This window comes from Nocardia altamirensis NBRC 108246, from assembly GCF_001612685.1.
Classification (GTDB): Bacteria; Actinomycetota; Actinomycetes; order Mycobacteriales; family Mycobacteriaceae; genus Nocardia; species Nocardia altamirensis.
In genome coordinates this window covers 55,427-75,255 of record NZ_BDAY01000014.1, presented here as the reverse complement: position 1 = coordinate 75,255, position 19,829 = coordinate 55,427, and the positions used below count along the sequence as shown (strand labels likewise).

The 19,829-nt window shown below is 69.4% G+C and carries 5 protein-coding genes and 1 pseudogene; 5 read left to right on the top strand and 1 reads right to left on the bottom strand.

Going from position 1 to position 19,829, the window contains the following annotated elements; translation table 11 throughout:
- Window positions 1-4 precede the first annotated feature (4 nt).
- Window positions 5-952 (bottom strand): AMP-binding protein, encoded by a 948-nt coding sequence (locus NA11_RS09655; RefSeq protein WP_069161471.1) that lies wholly within the window; start codon window positions 950-952, stop codon window positions 5-7.
- A 302-nt stretch (window positions 953-1,254) separates the two neighbouring features.
- Between NA11_RS09655 and NA11_RS09650 the strand changes: the two genes are divergently transcribed.
- The 5 genes and pseudogenes from NA11_RS09650 (at window position 1,255) to NA11_RS09635 (ending at window position 19,821) form a co-directional block, all read left to right on the top strand.
- On the top strand, window positions 1,255-8,832 hold the full coding sequence (locus tag NA11_RS09650) for a non-ribosomal peptide synthetase (RefSeq protein WP_069161470.1): 7,578 nt from the start codon (window positions 1,255-1,257) through the stop codon (window positions 8,830-8,832).
- A gap of 39 nt (window positions 8,833-8,871) precedes the next feature.
- Entirely contained in the window at window positions 8,872-9,870 is a 999-nt protein-coding gene (locus NA11_RS09645) for an ABC transporter substrate-binding protein (protein ID WP_069161469.1), read from the top strand.
- Window positions 9,871-10,129: 259 nt separating this feature from the next.
- Window positions 10,130-14,413, top strand: a pseudogene (locus NA11_RS09640) (amino acid adenylation domain-containing protein); the annotation flags it as partial.
- 36 nt (window positions 14,414-14,449) lie between these two features.
- Window positions 14,450-15,244, top strand: coding sequence for an alpha/beta fold hydrolase (locus NA11_RS47320; RefSeq protein ID WP_439957055.1), 795 nt, complete (start codon window positions 14,450-14,452; stop codon window positions 15,242-15,244).
- Window positions 15,241-19,821, top strand: coding sequence for a non-ribosomal peptide synthetase (locus NA11_RS09635; RefSeq protein ID WP_069161467.1), 4,581 nt, complete (start codon window positions 15,241-15,243; stop codon window positions 19,819-19,821). Before NA11_RS47320 ends, NA11_RS09635 begins: the two co-directional genes overlap by 4 nt.
- Window positions 19,822-19,829: the final 8 nt, after the last annotated feature.

Sequence of the window (19,829 nt, the reverse complement as noted above, 5' to 3'; positions counted from 1 at the left end):
CGACCTACCGGGAGCACAACCACGGCCCGGGATCCCGGCTGTAGCGCACCGGAACCGCGCTCTCGGACAACAGTGGTGTCCCGTAGCGTCTTTCGCCGCCGTCGGGGTCGCACCCGTCCTGGCGATCGGCACCGAAGCGTTCCTGCGCGAGCTCGAGCACGCGCAACGAACCGTGCGCCCGCACCCCGGCCGAACGCAATGCGGTGAGCCGGTCGTTCGAGCACAGCAGGATCGATGCCTCGTCACAGTCCAATTGCTCAGCAACGCGAACCGGATTCGCGCCGCCGTGCCGACGCACCGAAAGGCACGCACCGGCAAGCAATGTCGCGAGACACGAGGTGAGCACCACCCGAGTCGTGAGTGGTTCGGTGACCGCAACCACGTCGTCCGGCGTCGTCCCGATGTCGGCGCGCATCTCGTGCGCTGCCGACATCAGCGCCTCGCTGCCGACCTCGAGCAGACCCGCGCCGTTCTGCAGTCCGAACACGGCGCCACCACTGCTGCCCGGCGCGAGCGGACCGCGCCCCGACCGAGCCAGGGTGTAGTCGCCCGCGATCGAGGTCATGGTCGGTCCGAACGTATCCATCTCGTCGGCGACGTCCACCACGAGGTGCTCGTGCTCGCGATGTCCGATGAGGTGATCGATGCCGATATCGGCGATCTGGCGACGGGTGAACTCCGGTGCCTCGGAAATGTCAAGGGGTGCAGCGACGGCCGCGATCTGCTCCACCGCGAGCACCGCGAGCAACGCCTCGTATCCGGATCCGACGTAGATCCCGACCCGCGCGCCGGGTTGCACACCTGCCTCGACGAGGTCGGCGGCGAAGTACTCCACAGCATCGGACAGGGACGCGTAGTCGTGCAGGCAGTCGCCGTCGCTGATCGCCGCACGATCAGGGAACGTGGCAGCCGCAGCCACCACGGCACTCGCGACCCGCACCGTCCTCGACACTGCCCAACACCCCCAAACCCTCGAACGGAACCCACATTTCAGGACATCTTGACATAGAGGTAAGGCAAACCTAAGAAATTTGAGCGAGGTGTGGCGAGGCCCACATTCATGGGATGAACAGATCATCGCATGGGGGTTACCGGCCGGGGCCGACACGCAGGTAAGTTTAGCCTAAACTAATAGTTTGCCTAATCTCACCCGCTCTGGAAGGTCTGGACGTTGGACGAACTGATGCCTGGTTGCACGGCCAGGTCTGCCGTGTATCCCGACCGCCGCTCGGCCGCTCAGCTCGGGCCGATCGCATGACCGAGACGCCACGCAGCCGGATCACCGACATCATGCCGCTGACTCCGCTGCAGGAGGGGCTGCTGTTCGTCAGCACACTGGACGAGAACGTCGACGTCTACACGGTGCAGGCCACCCTCGACATCACCGGCCCGCTCGACGGCGAACGGCTGCGCGCGGCCGCGCAGGCCGTGCTCGACCGACATCCCAACCTGCGCGCCTGTTTTCGTGCGCGCAAGAGCGGTGAGCCGGTGGCATTGATCCCCTCACTGGTCGACATCCCTTGGCGGTCAATAGATCTCAGCACTCTCGCGCACGAGGACCAGGATCGCAGATGGGCCGCGATCCTCGACGCCGATCGAGGCAACCGCTTCGATCTGGCCACCCCGCCGCTGCTTCGCTTCACCATGGCAACGCTGGGCCACCACCGGTTCCGGCTGTTGCTCACCAACCACCACATGCTGCTCGACGGCTGGTCCTCGCCCCTGTTCGTGCGTGAGCTGTTCACCATGTACACGAGCACCGACCAGGCCGCGCTCCCCGCTCCTCGGCCGTATCGCGACTTCCTGCGCTGGCTCCAGGACCAAGACCGGGACGGCGCGGCGGCGGCGTGGCGAGCCGCGCTGGCGGACGTCTCCGGACCGACCATGCTCGCGCCCGTCGGCGCGACGCGCAAAGCAGCACGCCCGCAACGCCATACGCTCCAACTGTCCGCCGACATCGGCGCGCGGCTCGGTGAACGCGCCCGCGACCTCGGTGTCACCGTCAACTCGATCGTGTCCGCGGCGTGGGGCCTTGTCCTCGGGCACGCGGTCGACGCGACCGACGCGCTCTTCGGCGCCACCGTCTCCGGGCGCAGCCCCGACCTCGACGGTGTCGAGTCGATGATCGGCATGTTCCTCGGCACCGCGGTGGTCAGAGTGCGCACCTCGCCGCAGGACTGCCTGGCCGATGTCGTCCGCAGGACGCACGAAACGAACACCGCCACCATGGATCACCAGCACCTCGGCCTGCCCGCGATTCAGCGGGTCGCCGGGCACGGTGAGCTCTTCGACACCCTGCTGGTCTTCGAGAGTTACCCCGACGCTCGCGATGCCCTGGCCGCAGTCACCGCGGCGGCCGGGCTCGAGATCACCTCGGTGCAACCGCGCGACTCGACGCATTACCCGCTGACCGTCACGGTGATTCTCGAGCCGAGGCTCACGATCCACCTCTTCTACCACTCGACAGTGTTCGACGCGTCCGAGATCGCGGCCATCGCAAGGCAATTCACCGCGTTGCTGGAGCTGATCACGGATCAGCCGAAGACGCCGCTCAGCCTGCTCGACCTGTGCGACGACGCAGCGCGCGCGACGCTGGCCCGCTGGCAGGCCGGGAGCCACCTGTCCGACCAGGTCCGTGCCGTCACCGCCGTGATCGATGACCACGCGGCCGATCCGGCGGCGGTCGCCATCCGCAGCGCCGGAATCGAATGGACCTACGCCGAACTCGCGACCGCCACCGCCCGGCTCGCCGCCGCCCTACGGGACCGCGGCGTCGGTCCCGAGGACCGTGTGGTGATCGCCCTGCCGCGCGGCGGCCAGTTCGCGGCGGCGATGCTGGCCGTCCTGCGGGTCGGCGCCGTGTACGTGCCGATCGACCTCGGCTACCCGCGCGAGCGGATCGCGCACATCCTCACCGACAGCGCACCGGTGCTCGTCATCGGCGCGCTCGACGCGGATGTCCCGATGATCGCCCCGGCAGCGCTGCCGGAAACCACCACCACGCCGCCGAGCGCGGACTTCGATCCCAGGCATCCGGCTTACCTCGTCTACACCTCCGGTTCGACCGGTCGCCCGAAGGGCGTGCTCGGCACCCGCGCCGCGCTGCATCGGCGTATCGAATGGGCGGTCGCGCAGTGGCATTCGACACAACCCGAGATCCGGCTCAGCAAAAGCTCGTTCGCCTTCATCGACGGCAGCACCGAACTGCTGGCAGGCCTCGCCGCAGGCGCGCTTGTCGTGCTGGCCACCGACGCGGAATCGCGGGACACCGCCGCACTCGCCCGGCTCGTCGTCGACGAGCAGGTCACTCAGCTGACCGCGGTGCCGACGCTCGCTGCGGAACTGATCGCCAACCATCCCGCGCTGGCCGAGCGGGTGTCGACCTGGGTGCTCAGCGGCGAACCGACCAACCCCGCGCTGGTGACGCAGCTGCGCGCGGGCAATCCGAACAACCGAATCATCAACTCCTACGGTTCTTCCGAGGTCGCGGGCGATGTCACCTGGCATGATCTCGGGCCGGACGATGTCGCCGTCGGCGCCCCGGTTCCCGGTGTGGATCTCGAAGTCCTCGACCGGTACCTGCGCCAGGTCGCACCGGGCGCCGTCGGCGAACTGTATGTCCGTGGACCCCAGGTGGCCAGGGGCTATCACCGCAATCCCGGCGCCACCGCGGCCCGCTTCGTCGCGGGTCACGGTGGTGTAGTCCGGTATGCCACCGGCGATTTGGTGCGCTGGCGGGCGGACGGTGTCCTCGACTATCTCGGCAGGGCCGATCAGCAGGTGAAGATCCGGGGCAACCGGGTCGAACCGGGTGAGGTCGATGCCGCGCTGGCCACCGTCCCCGGTGTGCATGGCAGCGCGACGGTCGCGGTGACCGACGCCACCGGCGCTATCGCGTTGCGCGCGTTCGTCGTCGGCCCGGATCTCGATCCCGGCGCTGTCCGGCGCACCCTGGCTGATCGACTGCCGCCCTATCTGGTTCCCGCCGTGGAGATCATCGCGGAGATCCCCCGGCTGCCCGGCGGCAAAGTGGACCGGCGGGCGCTCGCGGGCCGAACGGCAACGGCGACAGCGTCCGTGGCACCGCGCACCGAGCTGGAACGCGAGCTGTGCGCGATCGTGGCCGAGGTGCTCGCGGTCACGGACTTCGGCGTGGAGGACGACTTCTTCGCCCGTGGCGGGCATTCGCTGCTCGCGGCCCGCGTGGCCATCCGGGTTCAGGCCGAGCTGGGACATACGGTCTCCGTGCGCATGATCTTCGACCATCCCACCGTCGCGGAGCTGGCGAACGAACTGGCAGTGAACCCGGGCAGCGCGCCGAAACTGCCTGCGCTGGAGGCACGCTCGCACGGAGCGACCATCGAGCTCTCCTCGGCGCAGCGCAGGCTCTTGGCCGTGGAGCAGATCGTCGGCGGCTCGGTTCCCTACAACCTCTCGTTCGTACTCGCGCTCAGCGGACCGCTGGACGCCACCTGTCTTGCCGCGGCGCTGACCGACGTCGTCGACCGGCATGCCGCGCTGCGCACGCTCATCGTCGAGACCGACGGCGAACCGGTGCAGCAGATCCTCCCGCCTGGGCAACCACTCGCGTTCAGCCAGCGCAACAGCACGCCCGACACCGTCGTCGCCGACGTGGCAGAGCTTGCCGCACAGCCGTTCCGGCTCGACCGCGAACCACCGATCCGGGCCGCGCTGCTGCGCACCGGGCCGGATCAGCACACGCTGCTGATCTGCATGCACCATGTCGCCGGGGACGAGTGGTCGACCCCGATCATCTTCCGCGACCTGGCCACCGCGTATCGCGAGCGCGTGCTCGGCGGCGCACCGGCCTGGCAGCAGCCCTCCCCCGGCTATGCCGACTACGCCGTCTGGCAACGCGACCTCGTCGGGAACGCCGAGGCCGGTCCATTGGCCGCGCAACGCGCGTTCTGGCGGGACACCCTGGCAGACGCACCGGAAGAGCTCGGCCTGCCTTACGATCGGCCGCGGCCGGAGCGAGCCGACTTCGGCGGCGACGCAGTCGAATTCCGGATCGATGCGGCCCGCGCCGACGACCTCGCCCGACTCGGCCGCGACGCAGGCGCGACCGGGTTCATGGTGGCGCACGCATTGCTCGGCGTGCTGCTCGCGAAGGTCACCGGCGCGCGCGACCTCGTCGTCGGCACCCCGGTGTCCGGCCGGGCCGGGCCCGGCATGGAATCCATCGTCGGGCTCTTCACCAACACCGTCGCGCTGCGCGTCGATCTCCACGGCAATCCCGACTTCGCCGAGGTGCTACGGCGCGTCAGGGCTGCGGATCTCGCGGCGTTCGACCACCAGGACCTGCCGTTCGACGCGGTGGCGGAGCTGATCGGACAGCCGCGCGTACCAGGGCGTACCCCGCTGTTCCAGACCATGGTCCAGTACCGCACGCCGATCACCGTTCCCGATTTCGCAGGCCTCACCGCAGAGGTGCGGCATGCCCCGGTCCGGTCGGCCAAGTTCGACCTCACCTTCGATTTCCTGGAACAAGCCGACCGGCAAGGGATTTCGGTGCGGATCGAGTATTCGACCGCGCTGTTCGACCGCGCGACAGTGCGTGCTGTTGCGGATCGGCTGCTGCTCGTCATCGATGCGGTCACCGCCGACTCCGGCACTCCGCTGCGATCGATACCGGTGACCGCGCCGCCCGAGCGGCACCGAATCCTGCACGAGTGGAACAACACCCACGCGCAGGTCGACCCGAACCTCGATCTGCCCGGCCTGATCAGCCGTGGCTGCCACGCGAATGCCGATCGCATCGCGTTGCTGTTCGGCGACGAGCGGCTCAGCTATCGGGAGCTGGACAGCGCGGTCACCGCACTGGCCGATCAGCTCGCCGCACGTGGCATCGGCGCCGACGACATCGTCGCGGTGGCACTGGAGCGTTCGTTCGCCCTGTTCGTCGCCGTGCTCGCGGTACACCGCTGTGGCGCAGCGTATCTCCCGGTGGACCGGAGCTATCCCGCCGAACGCCTCCGGTATCTTTTCGCGGACGCACGGCCAGGATTGCTCATCACCGACCTGCCGCTCGACTCCGCTACCGAGCCACCCAACGGGGATGTCCCTGTCCTGCTTGTCGATCCGAACGGCTCGGCGCTCGGCACTGCCGTGGCTCCGGCACCCGCCACGGCCGACGCGACCGCCCTTCCGCCGTCCAGAGCCGCGTATGTGATCTACACGTCCGGTTCGACCGGACAGCCCAAGGGCGTCGTGGTGTCGCACGCCGCGATCGTGAATCGCCTGCTGTGGATGCAGCACGAGTACGGCCTGCGCCCGGACGAACGGGTACTGCACAAGACGCCGATCACCTTCGACGTCTCGGTCTGGGAGTTGTTCTGGCCGTTGGCCGTCGGCGCGACCGTCGTGATCGCCGAGCCGGACGGGCATCGCGATCCGGCGTATCTGGCGGAGCTGATCCGCCGAACCCGGGTCAGCACCGTGCATTTCGTGCCGTCGATGCTCGGCGCGTTCCTGGCCGAACCGGCGGTGGCCGACCATCCGCTCCCCGAGCTCACCCGGGTGCTGTGCAGCGGCGAAGCATTGAGTCCTGCGCTGCGCGACCGATTCCATGACCGCCTCACCGCGCAGCTGCACAATCTCTACGGCCCCACCGAAGCGGCGGTCGATGTCACCGCGACACCGGTCAAGCCAGAGGCTGGCTCGATCGTCCCGATCGGCGCCCCGGTGTGGAACACCCAGATCTACGTGCTCGACCGCGATCTGGCGCCGCTGCCGGTCGGCGGATACGGCGACATCTACCTCGCGGGCGTGCAGCTCGCGCGCGGCTATCTCGGGCGTGCGGCGCTGACCTCGGCCCATTTCGTCGCGAATCCGTTCGCGGCGAACGGATCCCGGCTGTATCGCACCGGCGATATCGGCCGCTGGAGTCCGACCGGCCTGCTCGAGTACGCGGGCCGCGGCGACAATCAGGTGAAGATCCGCGGGCAGCGCATCGAGCTCGGCGAGATCGAAGCCGCACTGCTCGACTGCGCCGAGGTCGTGCAAGCGGCGGCGCTGGTCCACACGTACCGCACAGGCAGACACAACATCGTGGGCTATGTGGTGCCCTCGGCAGGTGCCACCCTCGACGTCACCCGGATCACCGCGGAGCTGGCCAACAGGCTTCCTGCGCACATGATCCCGGCCGCCGTCCTCGCGGTCGACGCGCTCCCGGTGACGGCCAACGGCAAGCTGGACCGCCGTGCGCTGGCCGCGCTGACCCCCGAACCGTCGACGGTCACTGCGGAAGAGCCGATGGACGACCGGGAAACCCTGGTGGCAGCAGCGGTTTCCGAGATCACCGGTGTGGAGCGCGTCGGTCCGGACAGCGACTTCTTCGCGCTCGGCGGTGACAGCATCGTCGCGCTCAGCCTGGTCGGCCGACTGCGCAAACGCGGGCTCGAGCTCTCCGCCCGCGAGGTTTTCGAGCATCGCACGGTGCGCGCGATGGCGGCCGCGGCGACGGTGGCACAGACGATCGTCCACGACGACACCGTCGGCGACGTACCGCTCACGCCGATCGTCAGCAGGCTGGCGCAGCGGCGCGGTCCGAGCTCCCGGCTGAATCAGACTGTCGTGGTTCGTATTCCACCGGCGACCGGCTTGACGGCGGTGCAGTCGGTCGCCACCGCGCTGGTCGCGCGGCACGATGCGCTGCGACTGCGGCTGACCCGGGTACAGGACCAGGTGTGGACATTGCGCACCGATCCGGCGGGCACGGTGCCGATCGAGGCGCTGGTGCACGACGCGACCGCGGCCGCGGCGCCGATCGCGGAGACGCTGGCCGAACTCGCCGACGCGGCCGCCGATCGACTCGATCCGGACGCGGGCATCGTCGTGCAGTTCGTCCACGTCGACCGGGGCGCAGACGCCAGCGGTTTCCTCGTCGTCGTCGCGCACCACCTGGTGGTCGACGGCGCGTCCTGGCGGATCCTGCTCGAGGACCTGGCCACGGCGGGCGCAGGCGGCACGCTCGACCCGGTCCCGGTGTCACTACGCAGCTATGCACAAGCGATGGTGACGCAGGCGCAGTCGGCGCCGCGGCTGCGTGAACTCGCGCACTGGCGCGACGTGCTCGCGCCGGGAGCGGATCTTGTTGCCGGACCGCATGATTCCGGCGTCATGGGCGAACTGTCCCACCTCGACATCGAGGTCGGCGACGCGGTCGCGGCGGCGGTGCTCGCCCCGGCTCGCCCGATACCGACCACCGATCTCCTGCTCGCCGCGTTGCGCGTCGCGGTCACCCGGTGGCGGGCCCGCACGGGCAGCGCGGATCACGCACTGGTCGTCGACGTGGAGCGGCACGGCAGGGACGGACTAGGCGGACTCGATCTCACCAGAACCGTCGGCTGGCTCACCAATGTCACCCCGGTCCGGCTGCCCGCGCACGAGGACATCGAGAGCACCGTGTTCGCGACCGCGGCGGCGATGGCGGCGGCACCCGACGGCGGCATCGGGTTCGGGCTGCTCCGCTACGGAAACCCGCGCGCCGCCCGCGTTCTCGCCGCGCTCCCGCAGCCGCAGGTGCTGTTCAACTACCTGGGCCGGGTGGAGTTCGGTGCAGCGCAGGACTGGCGGGTTGCTCCCGAGTCACGGGCGGTCTCGGTGGCGCCGAACGCCGACCTCGCGGTCGAGTATCCACTCGAGATCAACATTCGCGCCGAGGCGGTCGCCGGGAAGACGGTGCTCCGCGCGCGGTTCACCTTCCTGCCCAAGGTTATTCGGCACACAGAGCTGGCGGTCATCGCGGAGCTGTGGGCTCAGGCACTGCTGGAGACCACGGATCTGACAAAGGCGACCGCGTCAGGTTAGATAAGCCTAACCTGAATTGACCCCATGAATGGAAGATATATGAGTAGGCTTGTGCCCCGCCTCCGTTTCGGCCCGAGTGCTCGCGCGCTGGTCGCCGTGCTCGCCGTCACCACCCTGGTCGCCGGCTGCGGGGGAAATTCCGAATCCGGTTCGGAGAGCTCGGCGTCCGCGACGCGCGTCATCTCGGGCACGGTGCTCGGCGATGTCCAGGTACCCGCCCAGCCCAAGCGGGTGCTGGCAGGCTGGCTGGTCGGCACCCTGCTCGTCGATATCGGCATCACCCCGGTCGGCATGTTCGACGACCTGAAGGACAACGCGAGCCCGACCGCGCTGGCGAAGGTGAAAGACGTCCCGACCGTCGGCGGCCCCAACAGCTCGGTGAATCTGGAGAAGATCGTCGAGCTGAACCCCGACCTGATCGTCACCATGACCAGGCCAGGCATCAAGAACCTCGACCTGAAGGCGTTGCAGGACATCGCACCGACCGTCGCGCTCGAGGTCCCCGATCCGCCCGCGGTCTGGGCGAACTACGCAAAACTGGCCGACGTTGTCGGCAAGGGCTCCGATGCCACGCAGCGGCTCACCGACCTGGACAAGGCGTGGACCGATATCGCGGCGGCCAACAAGGACAAGCTCGCCAAGATCGGGCAGGTGGTCTATGCCGAGGGCTCCGCGCAGGCGGGCAACTTCCAGATCGCGACGAACAAGGCGCTCACCTACGAGCGGTTGACCAAATCCGGCTTCACCTACTTCACCGGGGCCGATCCCAACCCGGCCCGATACCAGCAGCAGATCTCGATGGAAGACATCCCGCGTCTCGCCACCGCGAACGCCATCTTCTTCGAGGCAGACACCCAAGGTCAGCCGACCCAGCGCACCAAGGCGCTGCTCGATTCGCCGGTGTTCAAGGCGCTGCCCGCGGTCAAGGCCGGGAACCTCTTCCCGATCCGCACGCCGTACACCTACACCTTCGAATCCGCGAACTTCCAGCTCGAAGACGTACGAAATGCGGTGCAGCGGTACACGACCGCGGCCTGATCCGGCAACCGGACCGACCGACCCTGTGCCACCGCGCCGACCGGATCATCCGGCGGCGCGGTGTCGCGCGGACCGCAACGCGGGCACCGCGGAAAGCTGAACGGAAGTGGAGAAATTGACGCAGAATCCGACAGATGGCCGCGCCGCGATCGTCCGCACCGATCCGAGCCACGGTCCGCTGCCGCCATTGCCCGGCATCGAGGAGTTGTTGCGCCGCAACGGCACCGGACCGGGACTCGACGAATTCCTGACCCTGTCGATGCCGACCCCACCCGGACTCGGCGCACCCGAGGTCGGCGCGGCCGTGCAGGCACTCATCGATCGCCACGACGCTCTGCGCTTGCGCGCCGTCGCCATCGTCGACGACCTGTGGGACCTCGAGGTGCTCCCGGTCGGCGCGATCACCGCGGACGTGCGTTCCGCCGACACCGACCCACGAGAGCTGCTGTCCGCCGAGGACGCGATCGTGGTCGCCGCCGCGTGGACCCCCGGCGAACCGGACCGGCCCGGGACACTCACGCTGGCCGTCCATCCGTTCGCCGCCGACCCGTACACGCTCCCGATCCTGTGCGGTGAGCTCGACGCATCGCTGCGCCGGGTCGAGGACGACCCGATCGCAGGCAGCCTGGGCGACTACGCCGAGTGGGCGAGCGCTGCCGCGACGGACCCGAATATTGTTGCGCTGCTACCGGAGTGGCAGCGCGCCCGCACCGCCTCGACGCGACCGTTCGGTGACCGAGCAAGCTCGTCGCCGACGCTGGTGCGCCTGGACATTCCGCTCGACCGGTTCGCCGACGCGCTCGCCACGTCGGCGATCTCCCTCGAATCCGTACTACTGGCGGCCATTTCGATCGCCACCGCGCAGACCGCCGCACGGCCGGACGCGACCGTGGTCGTTGATCTCGTGCGCGACGGCAGGAGCATCGACCGCTCCGGGCTGGTCGGCCGATTCCAGGTCACCGCGCCGGTCGCGCTCACCTCCCATGCCGACGCGGTGCTCGCGCTCACCGACGCCACTCAGCAGTTGCGGGCGCAGCCGATGAACGGCGTCGACTATGCGCTGCTGCGCCACCTGAACCCGCAGACCGCGATTGCCATGGGCGACAACGTCATCGGCGACATCACCCTGTCGGTGCTCGACCACCGTGCGCTCGGCGCGGAAGTCGCCGTGCATGCGCCGACTCGCTCGCAAAGTCCGCTAGCGCTCACCGCCGTGGTCGCACAGACCACGTCCGGGCTCCGGCTCGCGGTAACCATCGACGCAGCGGCAGCGATCGTCGACACGTTCGCGAGTGCGTGGGAGCACGCCGTCCACCACCTGGCCGACGCGTCGAATCAGGCCGGGCTCGTGCCCGCCGATCTCACCAGGATCGACCTGTCGGTGCGCGAGATCATCGCCGTGCAGGCCGCGACCTCTGCTGCGCTGGAAGATATCTGGCCGCTCTCGCCGCTCCAGTACGGGTTGTACTTCCAATCTCGCTATGCCGCGGGCTCGTCCTTGCCCACCGCGGACATCTACACCGCCCAGTTCACCCTCGAGTTCGACCATGCCCTCGATGTCGACGCGCTGCGCGCCGCCTGCGGCGCATTGCTGCGCAAGCACCCGAGCCTGCGCGCAGGCGTCGTGGACAGCGGGCTGTCCGACCCGGTGCAGATCATCGCGCGGGCGCCGGAAGTGCCACTGCGCGTGGTCGATCTGTCCGAGCTCGGCGGCGACGACGGCGCTCGGGCCCTGGCGGATACCTTGGCGCTGGACCGTGCGACCGGCTTCGACCTGGCCGAGCCACCGCTGTGGCGCGCGACGCTGATCCGCCGCGCCGACGGCGGCGACGTGCTGGCCGTCAACCGGCAGTTCCTGCTGTGGGACGGCTGGTCCAACGGGCCGTTCATCGCCCAATTGCTCTCGTACTACGGCGATTCCACCCAGGACACCAGCCCGCACCAAGCCTTCCCTGCCTACCTGACCTGGCTGCGCGGCCAGGACTCGGTCGCGGCAACGGCGTACTGGCGCTCGGCCTTCGCCGATCTGACCGAGCCGTGCCTGATCGCCCCGAACGCATCACTCGACGTGCCGGTGACACCGCAGGTGCGCACGGTGACGCTGTCCGCCGCCGATTCCAGCGCGCTGGAGCAGCGGGCCTTGCAGCACGCAGTGACGGTGAACACCGTGCTCAATGCCGCACTGGCGCTGACGATCTCGCGCTACCTCGGGCGCGGCGACATCGTGTTCGGCAACACCGTCGCCGGGCGCCCGCCGGAGATCCCCGAGGTCGACAGCGCCATCGGCATGTTCCTCAACACCATCCCGGTGCGTACCCGCCTGCGCCCCGCAGACACTCTCGCCCAGCTGCTGCGCCAGACGCACCACGAGCGGCTCGACCGGATGGAGCACGAGTTCCTTCCGCTGGCCCAGATCACCGAGGCGGCCGGGCATCGACAGCTTTTCGACGTGCTGTTCGTCCTGCAGAACTTCATCGATGACGCGAAACTCGGTGCCGAACACGGCATTGTCGGCGGCTCCAGCATGGATCACACGCACTATCCGCTCACCGTGGTCGTCACGCCGGGCCCGACGCTGACCGTCAAGCTCGAGTCACGCCCCGATCTGATCGACACGGCGCGCGCACACCAGTTCCTCGACGAGTTCGTCGGCCTGCTCACCAGGATCGCGACCGTCGAGCAGGCCATGACGACGCCGCTGGCCGCGCTGGACGTCGGTAGCCTGCGCGGCGACGTGGTCACCGGGCACGCGTGTGCGGTCGGCACCGAGAGCATCGCCGACCTGCTCGCCGCGCAGGCGCTGGCCACGCCGGAGGCGCCCGCGCTCGTGCTCGGCGACCGCAGGCTCAGCTTCGCCGAACTCGACGCGGAGATCAATCGGCTGGCCCGGGTCATGCAGTCGGCCGGCGCCGCGCCGGAAGCATTTGTGGCACTGGCGATTCCTCGCACCATCGAGATGGTTGTCGCGTTGTTCGCGGTGCTGCGCACCGGTGCGGGGTACGTCCCGCTCGAATTGGAGCACCCGGATGATCGGCTGCACACCGTTCTCGACGCGGCCGCACCCGTGGTCCTGGTGACCACCGCCGCGACCGCACACCGCTTCGCCGATCGCGAGATTCCCGAGCTCGTCCTGGACAGCCCCGACGTGGCGGCACGGCTCGCCGCCACCGCCGCGACCGCGTTGACCGACACCGAACTCGGCGCGTTCGGCAGGCACAATCCGGCGCGGCTGAACTATCCCGCCTACGTCATCTTCACCTCCGGTTCGACCGGTGCACCGAAGGGCGTGGTGACGCCGTATGCCGGGCTGACCAACATGCAGCGCAATCACGAGCGCGAAATCTTCGTTCCTGCCATCGAACTCGCGGGCGGTCGGCAACTGAACATCGCGCACACCGTGTCGTTCGCCTTCGACATGTCGTGGGAGGAGCTGCTCTGGCTCGCCTTCGGGCACACCGTGCACGTCTGCGACGAACAATTGCGCCGCGACCCCGGCGAGCTGGTCCGCTACTGCGATACGCACCGGATCGACGTTCTCAACGTCACCCCGACCTATGCCGAACACCTCATCGCCGAGGGACTGCTCGAACGCGGCGCGGGCAGGCACCGGCCTGCGCTGGTGCTGCTCGGCGGCGAGGCGGTCGGCGACGGCGTGTGGAATCTGTTGCGCGACACCGACGACACCTTCGGCTACAACCTGTACGGCCCCACCGAGTACACGATCAACACCCTCGGCGGCGGCACCGCGGACAGCGCGACACCGACCGTCGGCCGACCGATCTTCAACACCGACGCCTACCTCCTGGACAGCTGGTTGCGGCCGGTGCCGACCGGCTCGATCGGCGAGTTGTATGTCAGCGGAATCGGTTTGGCCCGTGGCTATCTCGACCGCTCCGGGTTGACCGCCGAACGTTTCGTCGCCGATCCCGCGGTGCCGGGCGGCCGGATGTACCGCACCGGCGACCTGGTCCGGCTCGACCGCGCGGGCAATCTCGAGTTCCACGGCCGCGGCGACGACCAGGTCAAGATCCGCGGCTACCGCGTCGAGCCGAACGAGATCGCCTCGGCCATCGGCCGATTGGCCGGTATCGAGCGGGCCGTGGTGATCGCCGACCGGTCGGCGTCCGCGCTCCGGCTGCTCGCGTACGTCGTGCTCACGCCCGACGCCGATCCGGACACCGCGGCAACCGTGCCGGGACAACTGGCGGATCTGTTGCCCACGTACATGATTCCGGCCGCGGTCACCGCCATCACCACGATCCCGATGACGGTGAACGGCAAACTCGACAGCGCGGCACTGCCGGTCCCTGTGCCGGAGGGCGCCGCAGGGCGCGCACCGGGATCGCTGCTCGAACAGCGGCTGTGCGATATCTTCGGCGACGTCCTCGAGCGCCCGATCGGCGTCGACGACAGCTTCTTCGACCTCGGCGGGCACTCGCTGCTGATCATGACCCTGCGCAGGGCGCTGCGCGATCGGCTCGAGCTGGATGTCGCGATCGCCGATCTGTTCACCCATCCCAGTCCGTCCGCGCTGGCCGCGCAGCTCGACCGTGCGGATGCCGAAGGCAGCACCGCGCGGATGACCGCGCCGATCCTCACACTGCGCAACGGCACGGGCGGCGATCCGGTCTGCTGTCTGCCGCCCGGCACCGGTTTGGGGTGGCAGTACACCCAACTCACCCGATACCTCCCTGAGGCGTCCCCGGTGCTCGCCATCCAAGCACCGTTCCTCGCGGGTGATCGCGACGTGCCGACCGACATAAGGGAATTGGCACGCAGGTATGCCGACCTGCTCGTCGCGACGGCGCCTGCCGACCGGTACCGCCTGGTCGGCTGGTCGTTCGGCGGCAACGTCGCGGTGGCGGTCGCGGCCGAACTCCAAGCGCGCGGGCACGACGTGCCCGCGCTGGTGCTGCTCGACACGGCCGCCGAAGTGCCGCAACGGTACTTGGACCGCAATGCCGAGTTGGCCCCGGCGAGCGCGGCGCTGCTGTCCCTCGGCATCCCGGTCGCCCCAGCGGATCTCGGCACGCTCTCGATCATCGACGCCGTCGAGCGGATCCGTGGTTCGCAGCATTTCCTGGCCAACGTCGACGCCTCGACCATCAAGGCCGTCATCCGCAGCAGCGCGTGGAGCCTCGAGGTGATGACCGCGGCGCAGTACCCGGTCTACGCGGGCGATGTGTTGTTCGTGCGGGCCACCGTGGCCGCACCGCAGGCCGAGGTGTTGACCGCGGACGCGGCCAGGCAGTGGGCGCGGTTCGTGGACGGGCACATCCGCGTCATCGACGTCGACGCCACGCACGCCCAGTTGGTAGATCGCGCCGTGGTCGATTGCTACGGCCCCGAACTGGCACAGGAGCTCACCCGATGACCGGCAGTATCGTCGCGCCCGCCCCGGCCGAGACCGCGACCGATCGGCTGCCGCTGTCCAGCGCACAGGCCGCGCTCTGGTTCGCGCAACAGCTGCAACCGGCCAACCCGATCTTCAATATCGCCACGGCGGTGGAGATCGAGGGCGAGCTAGATCTCGCGCTCTTCCGCCGCGCCGCCGATCGGACCATGGCCGAGGCGACCGCGCTGTCCATGCGGGTGGAGCCGGGCGCCGAGCTGTTCGGCCAGCGGCCGGGCACACCGCCCGCACCGCTCGGCCCGCTGCTCGATCTGTCCGCCGAGACCGACCCGATGGCCAGTTTCCGCCGCCTGGTCGCCGACGATGTCGCCGTCGTGCACGACGTCACCACCGGACCGCCGGTGCGCCAGGAGCTGATTCGGCTCGCGCCGGATCGGCACCTCTGGTACCTGCGCACCCACCATGTGCTGCTCGACGGATACGGGGTCAACCTGCTGTTCCGCCGGGCAGGCCTGATCTACACGGCGCTGGCCGCCGGGCGCGAACCACGCGGCGGCTTCGCCGATCCGCGCGAACTGCTCGACGAGGAGCAGCAGTACCTCGATTCGCCGGCGCACCGCGCCGACGCCGACTTCTGGTCCGAGCACCTCCGATCGATCGGTCCTGGCGTGGTGCTCCAGCCCGGCGCGGAACGGCTGGCGCAGCGCAGCCGCGTCGGTGAGATCACCCTCGGCACCGACGCATTCGCGGACGCCAACCGCCTCGCCGACGAAACGGGCACCGCGTGGGGCACGGTGATGATCGCCGCGTTCGCCGCCTATGTGGCCAGGCACCTCGCCCGGCCCGACATCACCATCGGCCTGCCGATGATGAACCGGCTCGGATCGGTGGCCGCCAAGGTACCGACCATGGTGGTCAACCTGCTGCCGCTCGCCATGCACGTCGGGCCGTCCGCCCTACCGAACGAGCTGGTCGAGCAGGCGCATGAGGCGATGGCCGATATCCAACCGCACCAACGGTTCCGCGGCGTGCCGATCGGCGACGGCACCCGGCTGGCGAGCGGATTCAGCGACCGGATCGGCCCGGTGGTCAACGTCAAGCCCTTCGGTGACGAGATCCGCTTCGGTCCGTTGCGCGCCACCATCCGGTCGCTGTGCCGCGGACCCGTGCAGGACATGTCCGCCACCATCTCGGCGACCCCGGACGGCGATCTGCGGGTGCAGTGCGACGCGGATGCCGATCGCTACAGCGCCGAGGAACTCGAACGGCACCTCGTGTCGATCCGCCGGTTCATGCGCGCGTTCGTCGCACCCGAGCAGCCGGGCAGCGTCGTGCGCCGGTTGCCGCTCGCCGCGGCCGACGAGCTCGACCTGCTGCGCGACCGGTGGAGCGGTGCCGAGGTCGGCCCCGCCGACGACGCGACCCTGCTCGATATCTTCGCGGCCTCGGTGCGCCGCCGCCCACGGTCGACCGCGATCGTCGTCGCGGGCGAGTCGCTGACCTTCGCCGAGCTCGACCTGCGGTCGAACCGGTTGGCACGCAAGCTGATCCGAGACGGGGTGCGGATCGACGATCGGGTGGCACTGCACATGCCGAGCAGCACGGCCATGGTCGTGGCGATGCTGGCCACCTGGAAGGCAGGCGCCGCGTATGTGCCGGTCGATCCGGCCTACCCGGCCGAGCGGGTCCGCCACATTCTCGAGGACGCCGCGGCGAGTGTGCTCACCCGCTCCGATGTCGACGCCGATCTCGATGGGCTGTCGCAGGAGCCGCTGACCGCCGAGGAGCGCGGCGGCCGGTTGCACGCGGACAACAGCGCCTACGTGATCTACACGTCCGGATCGACCGGGCGCCCCAAAGGTGTCGTCGTCGCGCACCGCGGTCCACGCAATCTCCTTCGCTCGCACCGGCATTACACGATCGACACGACGGCGCAGCGACCGCTGCGCGTGCTCAGCACCTACAGCTTCGCCTTCGATTCCTCGATCGGCCCACTCCTGTGGATGCTCGACGGCAACGAACTGCACGCACTCGAGCGCGACGCCGCGCTCGACGCAGCCGCGGTGGTGGAATACGTAGGCGCACAGCGCATCGATTACATCGACGCGGTGCCCGTGCTGATGGAGCAGTACCTCGACCACGGTCTGCTCGACAGCGGCGCGCACCGGCCCGCCCGGCTCGCGGTCGGCGGCGAAGCGGTGTCCGCGAGCTTCTGGACCCGCATGCACGAGGACAGCGCGCTCACCGCCTTCAATCTGTACGGGCCGACCGAGGCGAGCGTCGATTCCGGTTTCGCGGTGGTCGCCGACGCGCCGACGCCGACCATCGGCCGCCCGACCTACGGCGGCAGGCTCTACGTGCTCGATGCGTTCCTGGCGCCCTGCGGCATCGGGCACATCGGCGAGCTCTACATCGGTGGCCCGCAACTGGCACGTGGCTATCACGGGCGACACGGCCTCACGGCACAGCGTTTCGTCGCGAATCCCTTCGAGGCGGGCGAAAGGCTCTACCGGACCGGCGATCTGGCGCGCTGGCAGGCCGACGGGCAGCTCGAATACCTCGGCCGTGGCGACGATCAGGTCCAGATCAGGGGCTTCCGTGTCGAACTCGGCGAGGTGGAGTCCGCGGTCGCCAACCACATCGACGCCGATCGGGTCGTCGCCGATGTGCGCACCGGTCCGAACGGGGCGCCGAGGCTGGTGGCATACCTGGTCCGCCGCGACACCGAGTGGGCCGCACCGACCATCGATGCGCTGCGCCGCGCGCTGGCGGACGAGCTGCCCGACTACATGATCCCGGCGGCCTTCGTCGGCATCACCGAACTTCCGTTGAGCCCCAACGGAAAGGTCGACAGGACGGCACTTCCCGAGCCGCAACTCGCGAACGGCGATGCGGGCGCGCCGATCGCCGACGACCTGGTGCGCGCCATCTGCTCGGTGTTCGCCGACCTGCTCGACCTTGCCGCCGTCGGTCCCGACGACGACTTCTTCAGCCTCGGTGGCGACAGCATCGTCTCGATCCGGTTGTCCACCAAGCTGAAACAACTCGGCCTCGGGACCACTCCGCGCGATGTGTTCGAGTGCCGCACACCCGCCGCGCTCGCGGCGCGTGGCCGGTCGACCGTCGCGGCGACGGTGCTCGAGCCCGCGGGCTACGGCATCGGCGAGCTGCCACGCACCCCGATCATTGCCAGGGTCATGGCGCACGGTGGGCGGCTCGACCGTTTCTCCCAGGCGATGGTGCTGCACGCGCCTGCGGCGGTCCAGCTGGCGACGCTCACCGAAGCCGTTGCCACGCTGCTGGATACGCACGACATGCTGCGCGCGAGCTTGCGTGGCGAACTGTTGACGGTGGCGGCCCCCGACGAGGTCGACCATGCGCCAGTGGTTTCCGAGCAGCTGCTCGACGCGCCAGGAGACGAGCGGACCGTGCTCGATCGACTCGCCGACGAGCTCGACCTCGCCGCCGGGTCGGTGTTCCGCATCATCCTGCTGCGCTATCGTTCCGGCGCACTCCCCCGGCTCGGCGTGCTCGTGCACCACATCGCCGTCGACGGCGTCTCGTGGCGGGTGCTCCTCGACGACCTTGCGGCCGCCTACGACCTCGCGGCCGCCGGGTCGCCCCTCGCGCTGCCGCCGGTGCCGACTTCGTTCCGGCGCTGGGCCCAGTCGCTCGAAGAGCTCGGCCGCACCGGGCATTTCGACGCCCAGCTCCCCTACTGGCGGGAGACCGCCCGCCGCTCTGGCACACACGCGCTCGCCGCCAGAGCGCTGGACGAGCGACGCGACCTCGCGGCCACCGCCGAGACCATGACCGTCGAGGTGCCCGCCGAGATCACCGAACGTCTGCTGGGCGAGCTGCCACGGCGGTTCAACGCCGGCGTGCAGGACGGCCTGGTTGCCGCGCTGGCCGTGGCCGTGGCCAGCACCACGGGCGATACCGACTTCGTCTTCGATATCGAAGGTCACGGCCGCGAAGAAACCGTTGCCGTCGGCGCCGACCTTTCCCGCACGGTCGGCTGGTTCACCAGCTTCTATCCGGTGCGGGTCGCGCTCGGCGACCTCGACGTGCGCCACGCGATGCAGGGCGGCGCCGCCGCGGGCAGCGCCCTCAAGCTGGCCAAGGAACGCCTGCGTGCGGCGCCCGACAACGGGATCGGCTATTCCGTTCTCGCCGAACTCGATCCCGCCGACCGCCTCGCCGCGCTCGACGGCGACCGACCGGAGGTCCTGTTCAACTATCTGGGCAGGATGGGCACGAGTTCGGTCGATCCGCACCCGTGGACGCCGGCCGACCCGGACCGCCCCCTACAGGTTCGGCGTGACCCGTCGATGCCGTGCAGCCATGCGCTGGTCATCAACGCGATGACGGTGCCGAGCACGGCAGGAAACCTGATCCGCGCGGAATGGTCGTGGCCTGCCGAGCTGCTCGCCGCCGACACCGTCGCGGAACTGCACCGGAACTGGTTGCGCGCGTTGACCGGTCTGTCCACCTACCTCGCCGAGAGCGACACCGCAGGACTGACTCCGTCCGACACCGTGGTCAGCGGGCTCACCCAGGACGAGATCGACGAGTTCGAGGCCGACTGGGACCTCTGACGGCGGCG